The organism is Kitasatospora sp. CMC57, assembly GCF_045866025.2.
In the GTDB taxonomy this organism is placed as follows: Bacteria; Actinomycetota; Actinomycetes; order Streptomycetales; family Streptomycetaceae; genus Kitasatospora.
The window spans coordinates 2,950,950-2,969,629 of the sequence record NZ_AP035881.2 but is presented as its reverse complement, the minus strand read 5'-3'; the positions used below and the strand labels follow the sequence as shown (position 1 = coordinate 2,969,629).

The window sequence follows — 18,680 nt, the reverse complement described above, 5'->3', positions numbered from 1 at the left end:
GACGCCGCACCGGTTCCGGCTCCCGGACAGGCCCTAGGGTGGGACGGGCGAGCAGGCGTCAACTTCGGGGAGCGACGGGCTGATGGTGATTTCCAAGGGTGCGAACGTACCGGTGGCGGCGGGCGAGGTGCTGGTCGAGCTGGGCTGGTCGACCGGCCCCGGCGTACCGGACGCGGATGCCTCCGCCCTGCTGCTCGCGGGCGGCCGGGTCAGGTCCGACGCGGACTTCGTCTTCTACAACCAGCCGCAGGACGTCACCGGCGCCGTACGGCACACCGGGAAGCGGGCGGCCCCCGGCTCGGTGGTGGACACCCTGACCGTCCGGCTGGCCGGGCTCGACGCGGCCGTGGAGACCGTCGTGCTGGCCGCCTCCAGCGACGGCGGCCGGTTCGGCGCGCTGCCGGGGCTGTACCTGCGGGTGCTGGACGCGGCCTCCGGCGCGGAGCTGGTCCGGTTCGAGGACCACGGGGCGACCACCGAGACGGCCTTCGTGCTCGGCGAGCTCTACCGGCGCGGCGACGGGTGGAAGTTCCGCGCGGTGGGCCAGGGGTACGACTCCGGTCTGGCCGGGCTGGCCACCGACTACGGCATCCAGGTCGACTCCGAGCCCGCTCCGGCCGCCGCCCCTGTCCCGCCCGCTCCGCCTGCGGCCCCGATGCCTCCCGTCCCGCCCATGCCCGCGCCGATGCCTGCCGCCCCGCCGGTGCCCGCTGCGATGCCCGCGCCGGCCCAGATGACCGCGCCGGCCGCCGCACCGCTCAGCTTCAGCAAGATCACCCTGACCAAGGAGGCCCCGCGCCTCTCGCTCCGCAAGCACGGCACGGTCGGCGGCCTGCTCCGGGTCAACCTCAACTGGGCCCCCGTCGGCGCGCCGCAGAAGCAGCAGTCGGGTGCGGCCGGCTGGCTGGCCAAGCGGATGAAGGCGGCCGGCCCGTCCGCGATGGCCGGCCGGGACCTCGACCTGGCCTGCCTCTGGCAGCTGCGGGACGGCAGCAGCGGGATCGTGCAGGCGATCGGGCAGCGGTTCGGCGCGCTGCACCAGCCGCCGTTCGTCCAACTGGCCAACGACGACCGGACCGGCTCGTTGGCCACCGGTGAGGACCTCTGGATCAACCTGGACCACGCCGACCTGATCCAGCGTCTGGTGGTCTTCGCGTTCGCCTTCGACAACCGGCCGCTGACCGGGCTGAACGGTCTGGCCACCCTCTACCCCGCCACCGGTGCGCCGGTCGAACTGCCGCTGGACGGCTGCGACTTCCCGGCCACCAGCTGCGTGGTCGCCCTGCTGGAGAACGACGGCGGTGGCCTGGTGGTGAACCGCGAGGGCCGGTACTTCCAGGCGGTCGAGGGCCGGTCGAACCACCAGCAGATCGACGAGGCGTACGGCTGGGGCCTGAACTGGAGCACCGGCCGCAAGTGACGACGGGTCAGCGCCCGCGCCGGCCGGCCGGGCTCTGCACCACCAGGACCAGCAGCCCGACGGCCAGCCAGACCGCGCCGACCCACTGCGCGGTGGGGGAGGCCTCGACCAGCACCCAGGCGATCACCGCCATGCCCAGCAGCGGGATGAGCAGGTGCCGCAGCCAGTCGTGGGAGTCGCCCCGGACGGTGTACCAGCCGATCACCGAGGCGTGCAGCAGCCCGAACGCGGACAGTGCGCCGACGTTCACCACCGAGGTCAGCCGGTCGAGCCCGTCGTCCCGGCTCGCCGCCCAGACCGCCGCCGCCAGGGTGACCACGGCGGCGGTCAGAAGCGCCCGCCGGGGCACCGCCGTCCGGGCGTCCACCGCGGACAGCGCCCGGGGCAGCTGTCCCTCCCGGGCCATCGCGAAGAGCAGTCGTCCGGCCGCCGCCTGCCCGGCGAGCGCGGCGAAGGCGGCGCCGATCGCCTTGCTGACCGCCACCAGCGTCTGTAGCCAGTGCCCGATCGAGGCGTTCACGGTGTCGTAGAAGGCCGAGCCCTGCCTGACCGGCTCGGCCGCCAGCTGCTGCGGCGTCACCGGCGTGAGCAGCGCGGCCAGATAGGTCTGGGTCACGAACAGCACCCCGGCCAGTGCGAGGCACCAGAGCACCGCCCTGGCCACCGCCGCCGAGGCACCGACCGCCTCCTCGACGAACGAGGCGATCGCGTCGAAGCCGAGGTAGGACAGCACCGCCACCGAGACCGCGGAGATCACGGCGGTCAGCGAGAAGCCGCCGACGCCGGTCAGCGGTGAGAGCCAGTCACGCTCGGCGCCGTCCCGGACCAGCACCACCACGGCCGAGACCACGAAGACCGTCAGCGCCACGATCTCCAGCACCAGCACGGCGAAGCCGACCGCCGCCGCCGTCCGGACCCCGGACAGATTGAGCGCGGTGGTCACCAGGACCGCAAGCACTGTCCAGACCCAGCGGGAGACGTCCGGCACCAGCGAGTGGAGCGCGATCCCGGAGAACAGGTACGCCACCGCCGGGATCAGCAGGTAGTCGAGCATCGCCATCCAGCCCGCCACGAACCCCCAGTTCTCGCCGAGCCCGGCTCGGGCGTACGCGAAGACGGACCCGGTCTGCGGCACCGCGCGCACCATCTGGGCGTAGCTGTAGGCGGTGAACCCCATCGCCACGGTGGCGGCCAGGTAGACGGCGGCCACCGCGCCGTGACTCTTGGCGTCCAACACGCCGAACACGCCGACCGGTGCCATCGGGGCGATGAACAGCAGCCCGTAGACCATCAGATCGCGTACGCCCAGGCTGCGGCGCAGCGCGCCCCGGGTCCCACTCTGCTCAGCCATGCTCAGATTTGAGCACTTCTGTCCCAATCTCTCCGGGAGCCGGTGCCCGTCGGCGCGGCCCGGGGGTCCGCCCGTACCATGGGAGCCATGTCCAACTCTGCGCAGCGCCGTGTCCTGCTCGCCGCCCCCCGGGGCTACTGCGCGGGCGTCGACCGCGCCGTCATCGCCGTGGAGAAGGCCCTGGAGCAGTACGGGGCCCCGATCTACGTCCGCAAGGAGATCGTCCACAACAAGTTCGTGGTGCAGACCCTGGAGAAGCAGGGCGCGATCTTCGTCGACGAGACGGAGGAGGTTCCGGAGGGCTCGATCGTGGTCTTCTCCGCGCACGGCGTCGCCCCCTCGGTGCACGACGAGGCCAAGATCGGCAAGCTCGCCACCATCGACGCCACCTGCCCCCTGGTCACCAAGGTGCACAAGGAGGCCGTCCGGTTCGCGGACGAGGACTACGACATCCTGCTGGTCGGCCACGAGGGCCACGAGGAGGTCGTCGGCACGATGGGCGAGGCGCCCGACCGGATCCACCTGGTGGACGGTGCCGAGGACGTCGCCAACGTGCAGGTGCGGGACGAGTCCAAGGTGGTCTGGCTGTCCCAGACCACGCTGTCGGTGGACGAGACGATGGCCACCGTCGGCGAGCTGAAGAAGCGCTTCCCACTGCTGGTCAGCCCGCCCAGCGACGACATCTGCTACGCCACCCAGAACCGCCAGGTGGTGGTCAAGCAGATCGCCCCCGAGACCGACCTGTTGATCGTGGTCGGCTCCAGGAACTCCTCCAACTCGGTGCGCCTGGTCGAGGTCGGCCTGGAGTACGGTGCCAAGGCCGCCCACCTGGTGGACTTCGCCGACGAGATCGACGAGAGCTGGCTGGAGGGCGTCACCACGGTCGGTCTGACCAGCGGCGCCTCCGTCCCGGAGATCCTGGTCGAGGGGGTGCTCGCCTATCTGGCCGAGCGCGGCTACGGCGACGTCCAGACCGTCAAGACCGCCGAGGAGCACCTGATCTTCTCGCTGCCCAAGGAGCTCCGCCGCGACCTGCGCGCGGAGGCGGCCGGCAAGCTGTAGCGCGCGGCGGGCCCCCGGCCCGTACGTTTGTCCACAGGTCTGTGGATTTCCTGGACGGAGACGCGTGGTGACGGCTGTGTTCGGTGTGGACATCGGTGGTTCGGGCATCAAGGGTGCCCCGGTCGATCTCGAACGGGGCACGCCGGCGGAGGAGCGCTACAAGGTCCTGACGCCGCGTCCGGCCTCGCCCTCGGCGGTGGTCGAGGCGGTCCGCGAGGTGGTCGAGCACTTCGACCACCAGGGCCCGGTCGGTCTGACCTTCCCGGGCGTGGTGGTCGGCGGCCGCATCCTGACCGCCGCCAACGTGGACGAGGACTGGATCGGGCTGGACGCCGCCGGCCTGTTCCGGGAGACCCTGGACCGGCCCGCCACGGTGCTCAACGACGCCGACGCGGCCGGTCTCGCCGAGGTCAGGTACGGCGCGGGCCGGGACCGGGGCGGCGTGGTGCTGATGCTCACCTTCGGCACCGGCATCGGCAGCGCCCTCTTCACCGACGGCGCCCTGGTGCCCAACACCGAGCTCGGCCACCTCGAACTGCGCGGCAAGGACGCCGAACGCCGGGCCTCCTCGGCCGCCCGCGAGCGGCACGAACTGAGCTGGCCCGAGTGGGCGGTGCGGGTGGACGAGTACCTGGACCTGGTGGAGCGGCTGTTCTCGCCGCAGCTGATCATCGTCGGCGGCGGCGTGAGCCGGAAGCACGACAAGTTCCTGCCGCTGCTCAAGGAGCGCACGGCCGAGGTGGTCCCGGCGGTGCTGCGCAACGACGCGGGGATCGTCGGCGCCGCGATGGCCGCGGCGAGCGACTGAGCCGCCGTCACCTCCGGAGGCCCGGGCTGCGCCGACGTGCCGTCAGCGCGGGGGATCAGGATGCCCGGCTGCGCCGGATGTGTCGCTGTGCCAGGAACCGGGCGGCCACGATCACCACGGCCAGACCGGTACCGGTGAACAGCCAGCCGGCCCGCAGCGCCAGCCCGCTGGCCAGTGCCACCACCTGACCGGTCACCCCGGAGGCGGAGCCCGGTGCGAAGCAGACCAGCGCCAGCGCGAACGCGATCGGCCCGCTGATCGGGGCGGCCGGCAGGTCCGCCAGCCGTACCCGGACGGCCAGTTGGAAGCAGACCACCAGGAACCCGAGCCCGAACAGCACCCCGAGGTCGTCGAAGAGCAGCCGGTCCACCGCCGCCGCCGCGAGGGTCGCGACCAGCGCCAGGACGCCCGTACCGATCGCCGTCAGCCGGGCGGGCGGCCCACTGCGCGCCTTCGACCTGGAGCGCCACTGCTGCGGCAACCGCAGGGGCAGCCGCAGCTTCGGAGCCGCGGTCCGGGCGTCGGGGGGCGAGGCAGGCCCCGGTACGGCGGCCCGACCGGCGCCGGCTGGCGGCCGGCGTCGGGGCCCTGGCGGCTGGGTACGGGTGCTCTGCTCCACCCGTCCAACGTACGGTCCGATCATCGCCACACGGTGTAATGGCGCATCCGTCTCATTCCGTGTCCCGGCCGGCGTAACGGTCCGGCTCCGCCGCTGGTACCCCGGTCGGCCCCCGCTCTCGTCTCCGGCTCCTCCCCACGGCCCGACGGCGTGGCGTGACCGGGGCCGTAGACTTGGCGATCGGCTCGGGGCACCCGCGCCGCTCCACGCCCTCCAAGCCCACGGGACTGCGCCACATGTCGCTCACGATCGGAATCGTCGGCCTGCCGAACGTCGGCAAGTCGACCCTGTTCAACGCCCTGACCAAGAACGACGTGCTGGCGGCCAACTACCCGTTCGCCACCATCGAGCCCAACGTGGGCGTCGTCGGCGTGCCGGACGCCCGGCTGGCCGTCCTGGCCGAGATCTTCGGCTCGCAGCGGATCCTCCCGGCGACGGTCGACTTCGTCGACATCGCGGGCATCGTCCGCGGCGCCTCGGTCGGCGAGGGCCTGGGCAACAAGTTCCTGGCGAACATCCGCGAGTCCGACGCGATCTGCCAGGTCATCCGCGCCTTCGTCGACCCCGACGTGGTGCACGTGGACGGCAAGGTCTCGCCCAAGGACGACATCGAGACCATCAACACCGAGCTGATCCTCGCCGACCTCCAGTCGATCGAGAAGGTCCTGCCGCGGCTCCAGAAGGAGTCCCGGCTGAAGAAGGAGTCCGCGGCCACCCTGGCCGCCGCCGAGGCCGCCCAGAAGATCCTGGAGTCCGGCAAGACCCTCTTCGAGGTCGGCTTCGACGCCTCCTCGGTCCGCGAGCTGCACCTGCTCACCACCAAGCCCTTCCTCTACGTCTTCAACGTGGACGAGGAGGAGCTCACCAACGAGGAGTTCAAGGCCGAGCAGCGGGCCCTGGTCGCCCCCGCCGAGGCCATCTTCCTCAACGCCAAGATCGAGTCCGAGCTGATCGGCATGGACGAGGACGAGGCCCTCGAACTCCTCCAGTCCATGGGCCAGGAGGAGACCGGCATGTCCACTCTCGGCCGCGTCGGCTTCGAGACCCTCGGCCTGCAGACCTACCTCACGGCCGGCCCGAAGGAGGTCCGCGCCTGGACCATCAAGAAGGGCGCGACCGCCCCCGAGGCGGCCGGTGTGATCCACACCGACTTCCAGAAGGGCTTCATCAAGGCCGAGATCGTCTCCTTCGACGACCTGGTCGAGTGCGGCTCCATCCCCGAGGCCCGCGCCAAGGGCAAGGCCCGCATCGAGGGCAAGGAGTACGTCATGCAGGACGGCGACGTGGTGGAGTTCCGCTTCAACGTGTAGTCCTGCGGCGAACGTGCAGGTCGGAAGGGGTCGGACTCGGTCGGGTCCGGCCCCTTCCGCATGTCCGTGCCGGAGTCCGTCAGGCGTTGGGGACCGTCGTGGCCACGAGTACCTCGAACTCCTCGAGGCTGCTGGTGCTGAGGCGGGCCTTCGCGGTGGCCTCGCCGCGGACCGCCGCGACGGCGCTGCGGGATGCCGTGAGTGCGGCGCGGTCGGTGTAGAGGGAGCCGACGGCGGCTCGGCCGCGGTCGCGGTCGACGATGAGGGAGAAGCCGGCCAGGCCGGGGATCTTCTGGAGCGTGGGCAACGAGGTGTTGCGGAACGTGTCCACCAGGAGGTCGATGCCGGCGGGCTCGACGTCCATGCGGACCAGCCGGAAGCCTGCGCCGGGCCCGAGGGTGTCCGCGCGGCGGACGACCGCCGCCTCCCAGTTGTCGACCGTCATGGTCTGCGCGAAGGGCGCCATCATCCCGGCCCGCTGCTTGCCCAGGTTCTCGTAGCTGGCCTGCCGGGTGGCCTCGTCCTCCCACCACGACCCGATCAGGATCTTGCCGAGCTCGCGGTCGACGTACAGCCCCATCCCGCGGTAGCCCGGCTGCGCCGCCAGCAGCTCCTGGCCCTCGGTCCGGAGCGCTTCGGCGACCCCGTCGAGCTTGGCCGGATCACCCGTCATGTAGATGCTGCGAACGTACATTGCGCCCTTCCCTGGCTTCCGGTGGCCCGTGCGGGCCCGTGTTTCCCTGCTCCATGCGATGGCCGGGGCGGGTGGCGGGCAACGCGGCAGCGGCGTTCGGGTGAGGAGCCGGGGCATCGGTCCGCCATGTGCAGGGCGGGGCCAGCGAAGTGGTCAGCCGATCAGGCCGAGGCGGGGGCCGCCGCGGGAGTGGAGGCGGCGGAGGAAGGCGAGGACGCCCGCTGAGCCGCCGGCCCAGGTGGGGGAGGGGGTGGTCAGGTCTGTGTTGGGGAAGAGGGGGCGGGACCAGGTGCCGCCGCTGCGGGCGAGGATGAGGGCCGCGATCGTGCGGGCGGCGTCCCAGAACTCCTCGGAGTCGGAGGGGATGGAGGAGCCGGAGGCCACCGCGACGTCCACCATCAGGTCGCCGACGCCGGCCAGGCCGCAGCACTGCGTGACCAGCGGCATGCGCGGCGCCAGCGCGGCGCAGGTGCGGGCGGTCTGCTGGGCGAGGGTGAGGTACTCCGGCTGGTCGAGGCGGTCGGCCGCTCGGACCAGTAGGGAGCCGAGGCCGGCCAGGCCCCGGCACCAGGAGCCGTAGCGGCGGGTCGCTCCCGGCGTGGTGGCCGCCGTGATGATGCCCGGGGTGAGGGCGGCGAGGCGGGCGCAGGCCGTCCGGGCGTGGTCGACGGCGGTTGCGTTCCGGGTGGCGGCGGCGTATTCGAGCAGGAAGTAAGCGGTGCCGGCCTCGCCGTGGGCGAAGCCTTCGCGGAGGGCGGCGCTTCCGACCGTGTCGGCGCCCGTGGGGGTCAGCCGGGCGGTGCCGGACGTGAGCATCCGGTGGCACTCGGCGGCGACGGCGAGGTGGTCGGTGGGGGAGGGGGCGAGCCGGGCGAGGAGCAGTCGGCCGAGGCCGATGCCCGCGACGCCCTCGATCTGGTCCGCTTCCGGTGGTCCGCCGGCCGGTCCTTCGGTCGGCAGGGCGGGGAGCTCGGTGCGACTGGTCGATCCCGCTGCGGTCAGGAAGAGTTGGACGCCGGTGTGCCCCGAGTAGAAGCCGGGTGACAGGGCCCTGGACTGGGTGGCGGTCCACTGCGCCAGTGCGTCGACGGTCTCCCGTACCCCGTCCCGGTGCGTGTGGTGCAGCAGTTCCAGGCCCAGCCCGGAGCTGCCGCCGTAGATGTCGACGGGAAACGGAAGAGCGCTGGTGGCCGCCGGGTCCACGATCCTGCGCGCCTCGCTGACGCAGTAGGAAGCGGTGTGCTCGACGATCTCCCCGAGCAGGTCGTCGTCGACCCGAGGCCGCCGGGCAGTCCGGGGCCGATCCACTCCGGACTGCCCCGCCCCGGACCGCCCCGCCGTCCCGGTGCGCAGCCGACCGGCGCCGACGGACCGTACGGAAGGGTCGAAGCTCATCAACTCGGCGATCGCCGAACGGATTTCGCGATGGTCCCGCCCGGGTAGCGCCCAGGCCAGGCCCAGCAGGGTGCGGTCCCGGTTGACCACGGCGTCGGAATCGACGATCACCGGGTCCATGCCGGTGGCGGCGAAGAACAGGGTCGCGCCCAGGGCGTAGTAGTCGTCGGCGGCCCGGGCCGGTCCGTCCGGGTGCTCAACCGGCTGGCTGTAGCCGGGAGTTGCACCGCTCGGTCCGGTGCCGTCCAGGGTGCTGACGCCGAAGTCGATCACCTGGCACCGGCCGGTGCGGTCGAGCACCACGTTGTTGGGCTTTAGGTCGCGGACGACCACGCCCTGGTCGTGGATGTCGTCCAGTACGCGCAGGAGTTGGATGGCGAGGCCGGAGAGGGTGCGGTCCTGCCGGGTGTCGTCGTCGCGGTAGGGGCCGTGTTCCTGGACCTCCCGGCGGAGGTCGCGGTCGCCGCAACTGCTCATCACCAGGTACTCGTCCGACCGGTGCCGGAAGTAGTCCACCACCCGGGGCACGCCCGCGACGGTACCGAGCACGGTGAGAACGGCGCGCTCGTTGCGCAGCCGGTCACGGGTGTCGGCGCCGGATTCGTCCTCGGCCACGAAGGCCCTCGCCTGTTTGACCACCACCGGATGCCCCGACTTCAGGTCGGTCGCGCGGTAGACGTTGCCCTGTGGTTTGCGCACGATGCCGGCGGTGACCCGGTAGCGTCCGCCGCCGAAGCCGGACGGTCTCCTGGTGCGCCGGGGTTCGCCGGCGAACGGATCCTCGGCCCACGGGGGACAGCGGTAGGAACCGGTGGCGAGTCCGTCGAAGACCTGCCCGTCCGGTCCGGTCATGACCGATTCCAGCCGCCCGCTGCGACCGGTCCGGTAGTCGCCGGTGAAAGGGCCGTACCGGTAGTAGACGGGGGCTCCGGGATCGACCCGCCGGTCGCTGACGATCTGCGGGCCCTCCCGGCCGCGCAGCACCGCGACGAGCTCCTCGGCGATCCCGGCGATGGTGCCCGGCGGCGGGTAGACCGTGATCGCCTTGCCGACCGAACCCGAGCTCCGCGCACCGGAGTTGATGGCTCGCAGGACCTCCTGGTCCTTGGCGAACTTCGCGTGGCAGACATGCCGCAGTAGTACCGGCAGCACGAGACCGGTCACGGTCTCCAGGTCACCGGGCCGGGCCGAGACGTGCAGTTTCCATCCGTGCTCCATCGCCGGCATCCGTGGATCGGTCAGGTACGACCAGACGTCGTCCGACCATCCGCTGCGGCCGGCGATGGGCCCGGTCACCTCAGGAGTTCTTCTCGCAGGCGAAGCGGGTGGTGGCGGTGACCCACGGGTCGGCGAGGCACGCCGTGTGCTCCAGGTCCTTGCGGTCGTCGTCCTCGAACACGATCACCTCGTCGTCGAGGTCGAGCGGTCCCGCGTCGCGGAAGTCGGTCTTCAGGAGTTCCAGCACGGCAGTGGGCATGTGACGCCTCCGGGTCTTGTCGCGCGTTCGATGATGGCGAAGGTCGCGGCCGGTGGGGACCGGTGGGTCCGTCGGGCCGGGGTCCTGGTCCACGAAGGTAGATAGCGCAGATCGACCTGACAAGGGGTCAGAAACCGTTAACTTAGCGGCCGTTCGTGCGCCATTCGGGCTCCGGAGCGGCTGGACTTCGTGCTCGGATCGTTCGCGAGTCCCCCACTGGTTCTCCATCGTTTGCACGCTGAAAGCTTCCATCGAACACACGGTCGTGGTTGCATGGGACCGCAGGGCGAGTGATCCATCGCGGGGGCGGACATCCGGGCGGGGGCTCGAAACCATGGCGCGCACCGGGCAGTTCCCGCCCGTACCCGGGGAGCGATTAGCCGACCTCCTCGGCGTCTGCGCCCTGACCTCGGCCCTGCCGGAGGCCCTGGTGGACCGGGCCGTCGCGGCCGCCGGCCGGACCGAGCGGCGCAGCCGGGCCCTGCCGGCCCGCACCGTCCTGTACTTCACCCTGGCGATGTGGCTCTACCCGTCCAGCGGGTACGGCGAGGTCATGCGGCTGCTCCTGGCCGGGCTGGCCCGCAAGCACCGGTGGGCACGGCCGGTGCCTGTGCCGTCGACGGCGGCGATCACCAAGGCCCGGCAGCGGTTGGGCCCGGGGCCGCTGCGCTCGCTGTTCGAGCAGGTCGCCGAGGTGTCCGACCCCGGTGTGGCGAGCGGGCGCCACCGCCGCCGGCGCCTGATGTCGCTGGACACGGCCCTGCTGGACCTCCCCGACTCGCCCGGCAACCGCAAGGAGTACGGCGGCTCCGCCGTCGCGGCTGACGCCCGGGCGCTGCCGCAGGTGCAGGTCGTGGCGCTCGCCGAGAGTGCGACCCACGCCGTCCGCGCGGCAGTGTTCGGCCCCCGCGGTGCCGATCTGGCCCGCGAGATCCTCCCGGCGCTGGGGCCCGGCCAGCTCGTCCTGGCGTCGTGCGGCGCCCTGTCGTACGACCTGTGGACCAGGGCCCGTGGGCGCGGCGCGGATCTGCTCTGGCAGGCGAAGCCCTCCCTGGACCTGCCGCCGCTGCGAGTCCTCGACGACGGCTCCTACCTCTCCCGGCTGGCCGGTCCCACGGCCGCCGACCGCCTCGTCCCGGTGCGCGTGGTCGACTGCGCCCTGCCCGTCCTGGACCGCTCGGGCCGGTGTACGGGCATCCGGGCCGGACGCCTGGTCTGCTCGATCCTGGAACCGGCCGGGGCCGCCGCCGCGGACCTGACCCGGCTGTACGGCGAGCGCTGGCGCCTCGACACCCTGCTGGACGAGCTCGACGCCCGCCGGGGCGGTGCCCGCCCGGTGCTCCGCTCGAAGACCCCGGCCATGGTCGAACAGGAGGTCTGGGCGATGCTCCTCGCCCACCACGCGATCCGGGCCCTCGTGGTGGGCGACGCGGAGGGCTGGTGAGCGCGGTCCCGCCCGGCTCGAAGGCGCGGTGGTCCGGCTCTCACCAGCGAGTCGGCGCCAGCGGAGGCCGTCGCCGACTCCGTAGCCGCTGACGCGCTGTCGTACGGTGGCGGCAGACCCCTAGAGAACGGACCGGTCCCGTGGCTCCTCGCCCGTACGTCCTGCTGAGCGCCGCGATGTCGATCGACGGGTACCTGGACGACGCCTCGGTGGAACGGCTGCTGCTCTCCGGGCCGGACGACTTCGACCGGGTGGACGAGCTGCGGGCGGCCAGCGACGCGATCCTGGTGGGGGGCAACACGCTGCGCCGGGACAATCCCCGACTGCTCGTCAACTCGCCTGCCCGGCGGGCCGAACGGCGCCGGGCCGGGCGGCCCGAGTACCCCGTCAAGGTGACCCTCAGCGGCAGTGGCGACCTGCCGAGGGAGCTCAACTTCTGGCACACCGGCGGCGAGCGGATCGCGTACACCGGGACCGCCGCGAGCGACCGGCTGACCGCCGAGCTGGCCGGGCTGGCCGAGGTGGTGGCGCTCGGCGAGCGGGTGGAACTGGGAGCGGTGCTGGACGACCTGGGCGCGCGGGGGGTGGGCCGCCTGATGGTCGAGGGCGGCAGCAGCGTGCACACCCAGTTCCTGGCCCAGGGGCTGGCGGACGAACTCCAGCTGGTGGTGGCGCCGCTGCTGGTCGGGCAGCCGACGGCGCCGAGGTTCGTCGGCCCGGCGGCCTTCCCGGGCGGACCGACCCGGCGGATGCGGCTGCTGGAGGCCCGTACGGTGGGTGACGTCGTGCTGCTCCGCTACGCACTCAAGGAGAACGCCTCGTGAAGACCGACGCCGACTGGCTGGCCCGGGCGGTCGAACTGTCCCGGCACTGCCCGTTCTCGGAGACCGCCTTCTCGGTCGGGGCGGTGATCGTCGGGGCGGACGGTGAGCTGCTCAGCGAGGGGTACAGCCGGGAGACCGACGAGAAGGTGCACGCGGAGGAGTCAGCGCTCGCCAAGCTGCCCGACGGTGACCCGAGGCTGCGGACCGCGACCGTGTACAGCTCGCTGGAGCCGTGCGGGGAGCGGGCCTCCCGGCCGCGCACCTGCGCGCAGCTGATCATCGCCGCTGGGGTGCCCCGGGTGGTGCTGGCCTGGCGTGAGCCGGACCTGTTCGTGACCGGCTGCCAGGGGACGGCGCTGCTCACCGCCGCGGGCGTCGAGGTGGTCGAGCTGCCGGAGCTGGCCGAGAAAGCTCGGGCGGTCAACGCGCACCTGCTCCGCTGACCCCTCGGTCACCGGCGGGCCCGAGCTTTGTAGCCTGGTATGACAAACCCGCTCGGAGGAGTCTGCCCATGCCTGTCACCCTGTCCGCCCGCGCCCTGCTGCTCGACATGGACGGCACCCTGGTGAACTCCGAGGCTTCGGTGGAGCGTTGCTGGCGACGCTGGGCCGCCGAGCACGGGATCGACGGCGACGAGGCGATGCGGGTCGTGCACGGCCGGCAGGGCCACCTGAGCATGGCGATCCTGCTGCCGGACCGCCCGATGGAGCAGAACCTGGCGGACAACCGGCGGATGCTGGCCGAGGAGAGCGCCGACCTGGACGGTGTGGTCGAGGTGCCGGGCGCGGCGGTCTTCCTGGCGGCGCTGGAGCGGCTGCCGCACGCGCTGGTCACCTCGGCGGACGAGACGCTGGCCAGGGCCCGGATGACGGCGGCCGGGCTGCGGCTCCCCGACCTGCGGGTGACCGCCGAGTCGGTGGGTGCCAGCAAGCCGGACCCGGAGGGCTTCCTGAAGGGCGCGGCGGGCCTGGGCGTGGACCCGGCGGACTGCGTGGTCTTCGAGGACTCCGAGGCGGGCATCACGGCGGGCCTGGCGGCCGGCATGCGGGTGGTCGGCGTCGGCCCGCGCGCGGCCGCGTTCGGCCCGACCGTGCAGGTGGACACCCTGGAGCAGGTCCGGATCGTCCCGGCCGCCGACGGCGGCCTGCTGCTGGAGATCGGCTGAGCACCCGTCGGACCAGGCCCGTCGCTCCTCCCGGACGCGGCGGGCCGTCCGACCTCAGGGTCGGGGCGGCAGCGGCAGCGGCAGTGCGGGCAGGCCGTCCAGGCTGACCGGGACGTGCGGCTTGCCCTCGCAGTAGGTGGCGAACTCCTCGTCGGTCTTGCGGTCGAAGTACTCCGCGTGCAGCGAGCGGTCCCCCTGGTAGTCCATCAGCGGCACGGCGAAGCCGCAGGAGTCGCTGACCCGGGTGGCGTGCACCAGCACGATGCAGCGTAGGGCGCTGCCGTCGGCGCTCGGGTCGAAGCGGCCGAGCAGCTCGGCGAACCGCGGATCGTCCCGGAACACCGGCTCACCCCGGCCGTGCACCCGGACCACCGTGGGCGGCCCGGTGAAGGCGCACCACATCAGCGTGATCCGGCGGTTCTCCCGCAGATGGGCCAGGGTCTCGGCGGTGCTGCCGCCGAAGTCCAGGTAGGCCAGCGTCAGTTCGTCCAGCACCACCAGCGTGCCGGCCCGGCCCTTGGGCGAGACGTTGACGTGGCCGTCCTCGGACAGCGGGGCGGTGGCGGTGAAGAAGACCGGCTGGCTCTCGATGAACTTCCGCAGCCGACCGTCGATGCGCTCGTATGTCTTTCCCATGGGCTGATTGTGGCGAACCGGGTTCGCACGGGCGATCGGTGTCTTGTCATGCGAGACGGATATTCTCAAGGTGCGAGACGGGACGTACGCTCGAGGCAGCGGCGAACGGGCCGTCAGGACGAGGGGAATTCACCGTGAACGACCGTCAGGCCGTCTACACCCATGGCCATCAGGACTCCGTACTGCGCTCGCACCGGTCCCGCACGGCTGCCAACTCGGCGGCCTACCTGCTGCCCGAACTGCGGGCCGGTCAGGCCCTGTTGGATGTCGGCTGCGGCCCGGGAACGATCACCGTGGACCTGGCCGAACTGGTCGGTCCGACCGGACGGGTGGTCGCGGTGGACCGCTCGGCCGAGGTCCTGGCCCAGGCGGCCGGGTACGCGGCCGGGCGTGGGATCGGCAACGTGACCTTCGAGTGCGCCGACGCCTACCGACTGCCGTACGCGGACGGCGAGTTCGACGTGGTGCACGCGCACCAGGTGCTGCAGCACGTGGCCGAACCGGTGGCGGTGCTGCGCGAGCTGCGCCGGGTGACCGCGCCCGGCGGGGTGGTCGCTTTCCGGGACGCCGACTACGCGGCGATGGCCTGGTACCCCGAACTTCCGGAGCTGGCCGACTGGATGGCGCTGTACCAGCGGGTCGCGCGGGCCAACGGTGGGGAGCCGAACGCCGGGCGAAGGCTGGCCGCCTGGGCCAGGGCGGCCGGGTTCGACGCGGTCGAGTGCTCCTCGTCCACCTGGACGTACGCCACGGCCGAGCAGCGCGCCTGGTGGGGGGAGAGTTGGGCGGACCGGGTGGTCGGCTCGGACTTCGCCCACGGGGCGAGCGCCTTCGTCGGCGCCGGGGAGCTGGCCGGGATCGCCGCGGGCTGGCGGCGCTGGGCCGCTGACCCGGACGGCTGGTTCGCCGTACTGAGCGGCGAAGTGCTGGCCCGGGTCCGGTAGTTCGCCCCCGGCCCGCCGCTTACCTGCCGTTAACCGCAGCCGTACCCGCCGGTAGCAGAGCGGCCGTAGCTTTCGGGGTGCACCTGGCCCGGCCCGCCCCCCACCGGGCCGGGCCGCTTCGGCTCGTAGGGTGTCGCCATGGGCACGTACCGGGTGGAGCGGCAGGACGACGACGGCAACCGGATCGTGGTGGGCGGCGCGCTCATCCACCGGGGCCGGGTGCTGGCCGCCCGGCGCAGTGCCCCGCCCGAGGTGGCGGGCGGCTGGGAGTTCCCGGGCGGCAAGGCCGAGCCGGGGGAGACCGAACAGCAGGCCCTGGAGCGGGAGCTCCGGGAGGAGCTCGGGGTACGGGCCCGTGCGCTGCACCGCCTGCCCGGCAGCTGGCTGGTCCGCCCCGGTCTGGAACTCCGGATCTGGGCCGCCGAACTGCTCACCGGCGAGCCGCAGCCGCTCCAGGACCATGACGAACTCCGCTGGCTCGGCCCCACCGACCTCACCACGGTCGACTGGCTGGCCCACGACCGCGAGGTGCTTCCGCACGTGGCAGCCCTGCTGCACTGAGGGGCGGCTCGGCCGCTGTCGCCCTTGGCCCCGCCGCCGAGGCCCCTGCCGAGAGTGGAGCGTCCTCCCGTAGCGGGGTTGGGCCAGGTAGGCCAATCGGAAAAGCCGACGCGTCCGCCGGGGTAGCCTGGCGTTCGGTTGGGTATGTCACTTTTCGGCAGTATTCGTCACCATAGGTGAGGCGGTCGGTGTCGAGCACGGGTAACGAGGGCGGAGAGCAGCCGTCCAGGGACGGAGCCTCCCGGCGGGGGCCGCAGCGGGCGGCAGCCGGTGCGGGGGCGAGCCCACGGCCCAGGACGGTCGGCAGTGCTTCGGCCCGCGCCCGCCTCCGCCGTCTGACCCCGAAGCCGGCCGCCTCCAGGGCCGGCACCACCCAGGCTCCGCGCCCGTCCGCCGAACCCCGGACATCGAGCGCCCGGGGCGGCCCGACCGTCCCGTACCCGGGGCTGGACAGGGCACCCGTGGAGGCGCTGGGTGAGCGTGCCGAGGGCAGCCTGTTCGACGTGGTGAAGGTCGCCATCGCGATCCTGGACACCTCCGGCCGGGTGGTGCTCTGGAGTCCGGCCGCCGAGCAGCTGCTCGGGTGGCCGAGCGAGCTGCTGGTCGGCCGCCGGATCGACGAGCTGATCGCGGATCAGGGCCTGGTGGGGCGGGTCAAGGCGGCGATCCAGGAGACCCTGCGCAACGGCCACTGGCAGGGCTTCACCTCCTTGCAGCACCGGGACGACGGTGAGGTCGGGGTGGAGGCCAGGATCTCGCTGCTGGTGGATGGTGACGGCACCCCGTTCCTCCAGGTAGCGCTGGCGGAGGCCGGTGCGCTGCGGGCGGTCGAGCGCGACCTCGCGGTGCGGGACGCGCTCTTCGAGCAGTCCCCGCTGGGCATCGCGATCCTGGACACCGACCTGCGGTACACCGCTGTCAACCACACGCTGGCCGAGATGAACGGTGTCCCGGCGGAGGAGCACGTCGGCCGGACCACCGGGGAGACGCTGCCCGAGCGGGCCGCCGACGAGATCACCGCGATCCAGCGGCAGGTGCTGGCCACGGGCGAGCCGGTCATCGACGTCACGCTGGCCTCGCCGGTGACCGCGCGGGGCGGCTTCCGGTCGATCTCGTACAGCCGGATGACCGACCGGGCGGGCCGGGTGCTCGGGATCTCCGGGACCGTCATGGACGTGACCGAGCGCTACCGGGCGGTGGCCAAGGTCGAGCACGCCCGGCGCAGGCTGTCGCTGCTCAACGAGTTCGGGTCCCGGGTCGGGGACCTGCTGGACGCCGCCCGGATCGCCCAGGAGCTGGCCGGCGCGGTGGTGCCCAGGCTGGCCGACTACGCGGCGGTGATCCTGCTGCAGGCGGTCGCGCACGGCGACGACCTGCCCCGGCACGGCCACGACCGCAGGACCTCGCTGCTCCAGCTCGGCACCGCCTCGGTGCAGGACGCCCCCGAGGTCGAGGTGATGCTCCGCCGGGGAGCCAGGATCACCTTCGCCGACGACTCCGCCTTCGGCCGCGCGCTCCGTACCGGTATCCCCGAACTCCTTTCGGGTCCTGACGAGTTGAGCGAACTGACCTACCCCGGCGACCCCAAGGTGCAGGCCGCGCACGACCTCGGCGTGCACTCCAGGCTGGTGGTCCCGTTGCGGGCCAGGGGCATCGTGATCGGCCTGCTGGTGATCAGCCGGGCCGGGTACCGGGAGGGCTTCGACCGGGACGACCTGGCGTTCAGCGTCGAGCTCGCCGACCGTGCGGGCAGCTCGCTGGACAACGCCCGGCTCTACGCCCGGGAGCGGACCGCCGCGCTCACCCTGCAGCGCACCCTGCTGCCGCAGCAGGTCCCGCAGCCCGCCGGGGTCGAGGTCGCCTACCGGTACGTGCCCGGCAGCAGCGGCACCGAGGTCGGCGGCGACTGGTTCGACGTGATCCCGCTGCCGGACGGCCGCACCGCGCTGGTGGTCGGAGACGTGATGGGCCACGGCCTGCGGGCCGCCGCCACGATGGGACGGCTGCGCACCGCCGTACGCACCCTGGCCGGGCTCGACCTGGCGCCCGAGGTGCTGCTACGGCACGTCCACGAGCTCACCGACGACCTGGCCCACGGGCCGGACGAGGCGCTGCTCGCCACCTGCGTGTACGCCGTCTTCGACCCGTCCACCCAGCGGCTGACCGCGACCAAGGCGGGCCACATCCCGCCGATCCTGATCGTGCCCAAGGAGACGGCGAACGAGCCTTCCCGGGTTGGCAGCGCGCTGCCCGGCGGGGTCGGTCAGATCCTCGACCTGCCGTCGGGGGCCCCGCTCGGCGTCGGCGGGGTGCCGTTCGAGTCGATCGAACTGGAGATTCCCGAGGGCAGCCTGCTGGTGCTCTGCACCGACGGCCTGGTGGAGTCGAGGGACAAGGACCTGGACGTCGGCCTCGGCCGGCTGCTGAGCGTCCTCGAACAGCCGTACGCTTCCATCCAACAGGCGTGCGAAGCCGTCCTCGACACCATGGAGCAGGGTCGCGAACCCGACGACGTGGCGCTGCTGCTGGCCCGGCTCGGCCGGGGCCGGGCGGGCATCCCGACCGCAGGCTGGACGCTGCCCGCCGAGCCGACCGCGGTCTCCCGGGCCCGGCGGCTGGTCCGCAGCACGCTGGCCGAGTGGGAGGTCGAACACCTCACCGACACGGCCGAGTTGCTGGTCAGCGAGCTGGTCACCAACTCCGTCAGGTACGCCAGCGCCCCGATCGGTGTCCGGCTGACCCTCGGCGACACCCTGCTGGTGGAGATCACCGACCCGCTGCCCGACCCGCCCCGGGAACGCCACGCCGCCGAGGCGGACGAGGGCGGCCGCGGCCTGGAGCTGGTCGGTCGGCTGGCGCTGCGCTGGGGAGCCCGGGCCGAGGGTATGGGAAAGGTGGTCTGGTTCGAACTCGACCCGGCGGACGACCATCTGGAGTAGCAGGGCCGCCGACCTGTGATCTTGTGGATCG

Annotated in this window: 15 protein-coding genes and 1 pseudogene; 10 read left to right on the top strand and 6 right to left on the bottom strand. The window is 72.7% G+C overall.

From position 1 onward, the window contains the following. Positions 1 to 82: 82 nt before the first annotated feature. On the top strand, positions 83 to 1,420 hold the full coding sequence (locus tag ACKUU6_RS13010; RefSeq protein WP_407988667.1) for a TerD family protein: 1,338 nt from the start codon (positions 83 to 85) through the stop codon (positions 1,418 to 1,420). Between the two features lie 7 nt (positions 1,421 to 1,427). Here ACKUU6_RS13010 and ACKUU6_RS13005 read toward each other — a convergent pair whose 3' ends face one another. Beyond that, positions 1,428 to 2,771, bottom strand: coding sequence for an APC family permease (locus ACKUU6_RS13005; RefSeq protein ID WP_407988666.1), 1,344 nt, complete (start codon positions 2,769 to 2,771; stop codon positions 1,428 to 1,430). A gap of 87 nt (positions 2,772 to 2,858) precedes the next feature. Between ACKUU6_RS13005 and ACKUU6_RS13000 the strand changes: the two genes are divergently transcribed. Continuing rightward, a complete protein-coding gene (locus ACKUU6_RS13000) occupies positions 2,859 to 3,833 on the top strand; it encodes a 4-hydroxy-3-methylbut-2-enyl diphosphate reductase (RefSeq protein ID WP_407988665.1) in 975 nt (324 codons plus the stop codon). A 67-nt stretch (positions 3,834 to 3,900) separates the two neighbouring features. Continuing rightward, on the top strand, positions 3,901 to 4,641 hold the full coding sequence (gene ppgK / locus ACKUU6_RS12995) for a polyphosphate--glucose phosphotransferase (protein WP_407988664.1): 741 nt from the start codon (positions 3,901 to 3,903) through the stop codon (positions 4,639 to 4,641). 55 nt (positions 4,642 to 4,696) lie between these two features. Here ppgK and ACKUU6_RS12990 read toward each other — a convergent pair whose 3' ends face one another. Further along, positions 4,697 to 5,260, bottom strand: coding sequence for a DUF6542 domain-containing protein (locus tag ACKUU6_RS12990; protein ID WP_407988663.1), 564 nt, complete (start codon positions 5,258 to 5,260; stop codon positions 4,697 to 4,699). A 236-nt stretch (positions 5,261 to 5,496) separates the two neighbouring features. On the opposite strand from ACKUU6_RS12990, the gene ychF reads away from it, so the two are divergent. Continuing rightward, a complete protein-coding gene (gene ychF / locus ACKUU6_RS12985; RefSeq protein WP_407988662.1) occupies positions 5,497 to 6,570 on the top strand; it encodes a redox-regulated ATPase YchF in 1,074 nt (357 codons plus the stop codon). A 79-nt stretch (positions 6,571 to 6,649) separates the two neighbouring features. Here the strand turns inward: ychF and ACKUU6_RS12980 are convergent, their stop codons facing one another. The 3 genes from ACKUU6_RS12980 to ACKUU6_RS12970 form a co-directional block, all read right to left on the bottom strand. Beyond that, positions 6,650 to 7,264 carry an antibiotic biosynthesis monooxygenase gene (locus tag ACKUU6_RS12980; protein ID WP_407988661.1) on the bottom strand — a complete coding sequence of 205 codons (615 nt, stop codon included), beginning with the start codon at positions 7,262 to 7,264 and terminating at the stop codon, positions 6,650 to 6,652. Between the two features lie 153 nt (positions 7,265 to 7,417). Then, positions 7,418 to 9,955 carry a class IV lanthionine synthetase LanL gene (gene lanL / locus ACKUU6_RS12975; RefSeq protein WP_407988660.1) on the bottom strand — a complete coding sequence of 846 codons (2,538 nt, stop codon included), beginning with the start codon at positions 9,953 to 9,955 and terminating at the stop codon, positions 7,418 to 7,420. 1 nt (position 9,956) lies between these two features. After that, entirely contained in the window at positions 9,957 to 10,136 is a 180-nt protein-coding gene (locus tag ACKUU6_RS12970; RefSeq protein WP_407988659.1) for an SflA family class IV lanthipeptide, read from the bottom strand. A 334-nt stretch (positions 10,137 to 10,470) separates the two neighbouring features. Here ACKUU6_RS12970 and ACKUU6_RS12965 point away from each other — a divergent pair, with 334 nt between their 5' ends. The 3 genes and pseudogenes from ACKUU6_RS12965 to ACKUU6_RS12955 all read left to right on the top strand — a co-directional run bounded on the left by ACKUU6_RS12965 (position 10,471) and on the right by ACKUU6_RS12955 (position 13,569). Then, on the top strand, positions 10,471 to 11,580 hold the full coding sequence (locus tag ACKUU6_RS12965; RefSeq protein WP_407988658.1) for a transposase domain-containing protein: 1,110 nt from the start codon (positions 10,471 to 10,473) through the stop codon (positions 11,578 to 11,580). Positions 11,581 to 11,756: 176 nt separating this feature from the next. Further along, a pseudogene (locus ACKUU6_RS12960) lies at positions 11,757 to 12,847 on the top strand (dihydrofolate reductase family protein). A gap of 68 nt (positions 12,848 to 12,915) precedes the next feature. Then, on the top strand, positions 12,916 to 13,569 hold the full coding sequence (locus tag ACKUU6_RS12955) for an HAD-IA family hydrolase (protein ID WP_407988657.1): 654 nt from the start codon (positions 12,916 to 12,918) through the stop codon (positions 13,567 to 13,569). Positions 13,570 to 13,623: 54 nt separating this feature from the next. On the opposite strand, the gene ACKUU6_RS12950 is transcribed toward ACKUU6_RS12955, so the two are convergent. After that, positions 13,624 to 14,205, bottom strand: coding sequence for a pyridoxamine 5'-phosphate oxidase family protein (locus ACKUU6_RS12950; RefSeq protein ID WP_407988656.1), 582 nt, complete (start codon positions 14,203 to 14,205; stop codon positions 13,624 to 13,626). Between the two features lie 134 nt (positions 14,206 to 14,339). Here ACKUU6_RS12950 and ACKUU6_RS12945 point away from each other — a divergent pair, with 134 nt between their 5' ends. The 3 genes from ACKUU6_RS12945 to ACKUU6_RS12935 all read left to right on the top strand — a co-directional run bounded on the left by ACKUU6_RS12945 (position 14,340) and on the right by ACKUU6_RS12935 (position 18,649). Then, positions 14,340 to 15,149 (top strand): methyltransferase domain-containing protein, encoded by an 810-nt coding sequence (locus ACKUU6_RS12945; protein ID WP_407988654.1) that lies wholly within the window; start codon positions 14,340 to 14,342, stop codon positions 15,147 to 15,149. A 138-nt stretch (positions 15,150 to 15,287) separates the two neighbouring features. Next, entirely contained in the window at positions 15,288 to 15,710 is a 423-nt protein-coding gene (locus ACKUU6_RS12940) for a (deoxy)nucleoside triphosphate pyrophosphohydrolase (protein WP_407988653.1), read from the top strand. 188 nt (positions 15,711 to 15,898) lie between these two features. Then, a complete protein-coding gene (locus ACKUU6_RS12935; protein WP_407988652.1) occupies positions 15,899 to 18,649 on the top strand; it encodes a SpoIIE family protein phosphatase in 2,751 nt (916 codons plus the stop codon). Positions 18,650 to 18,680: the final 31 nt, after the last annotated feature.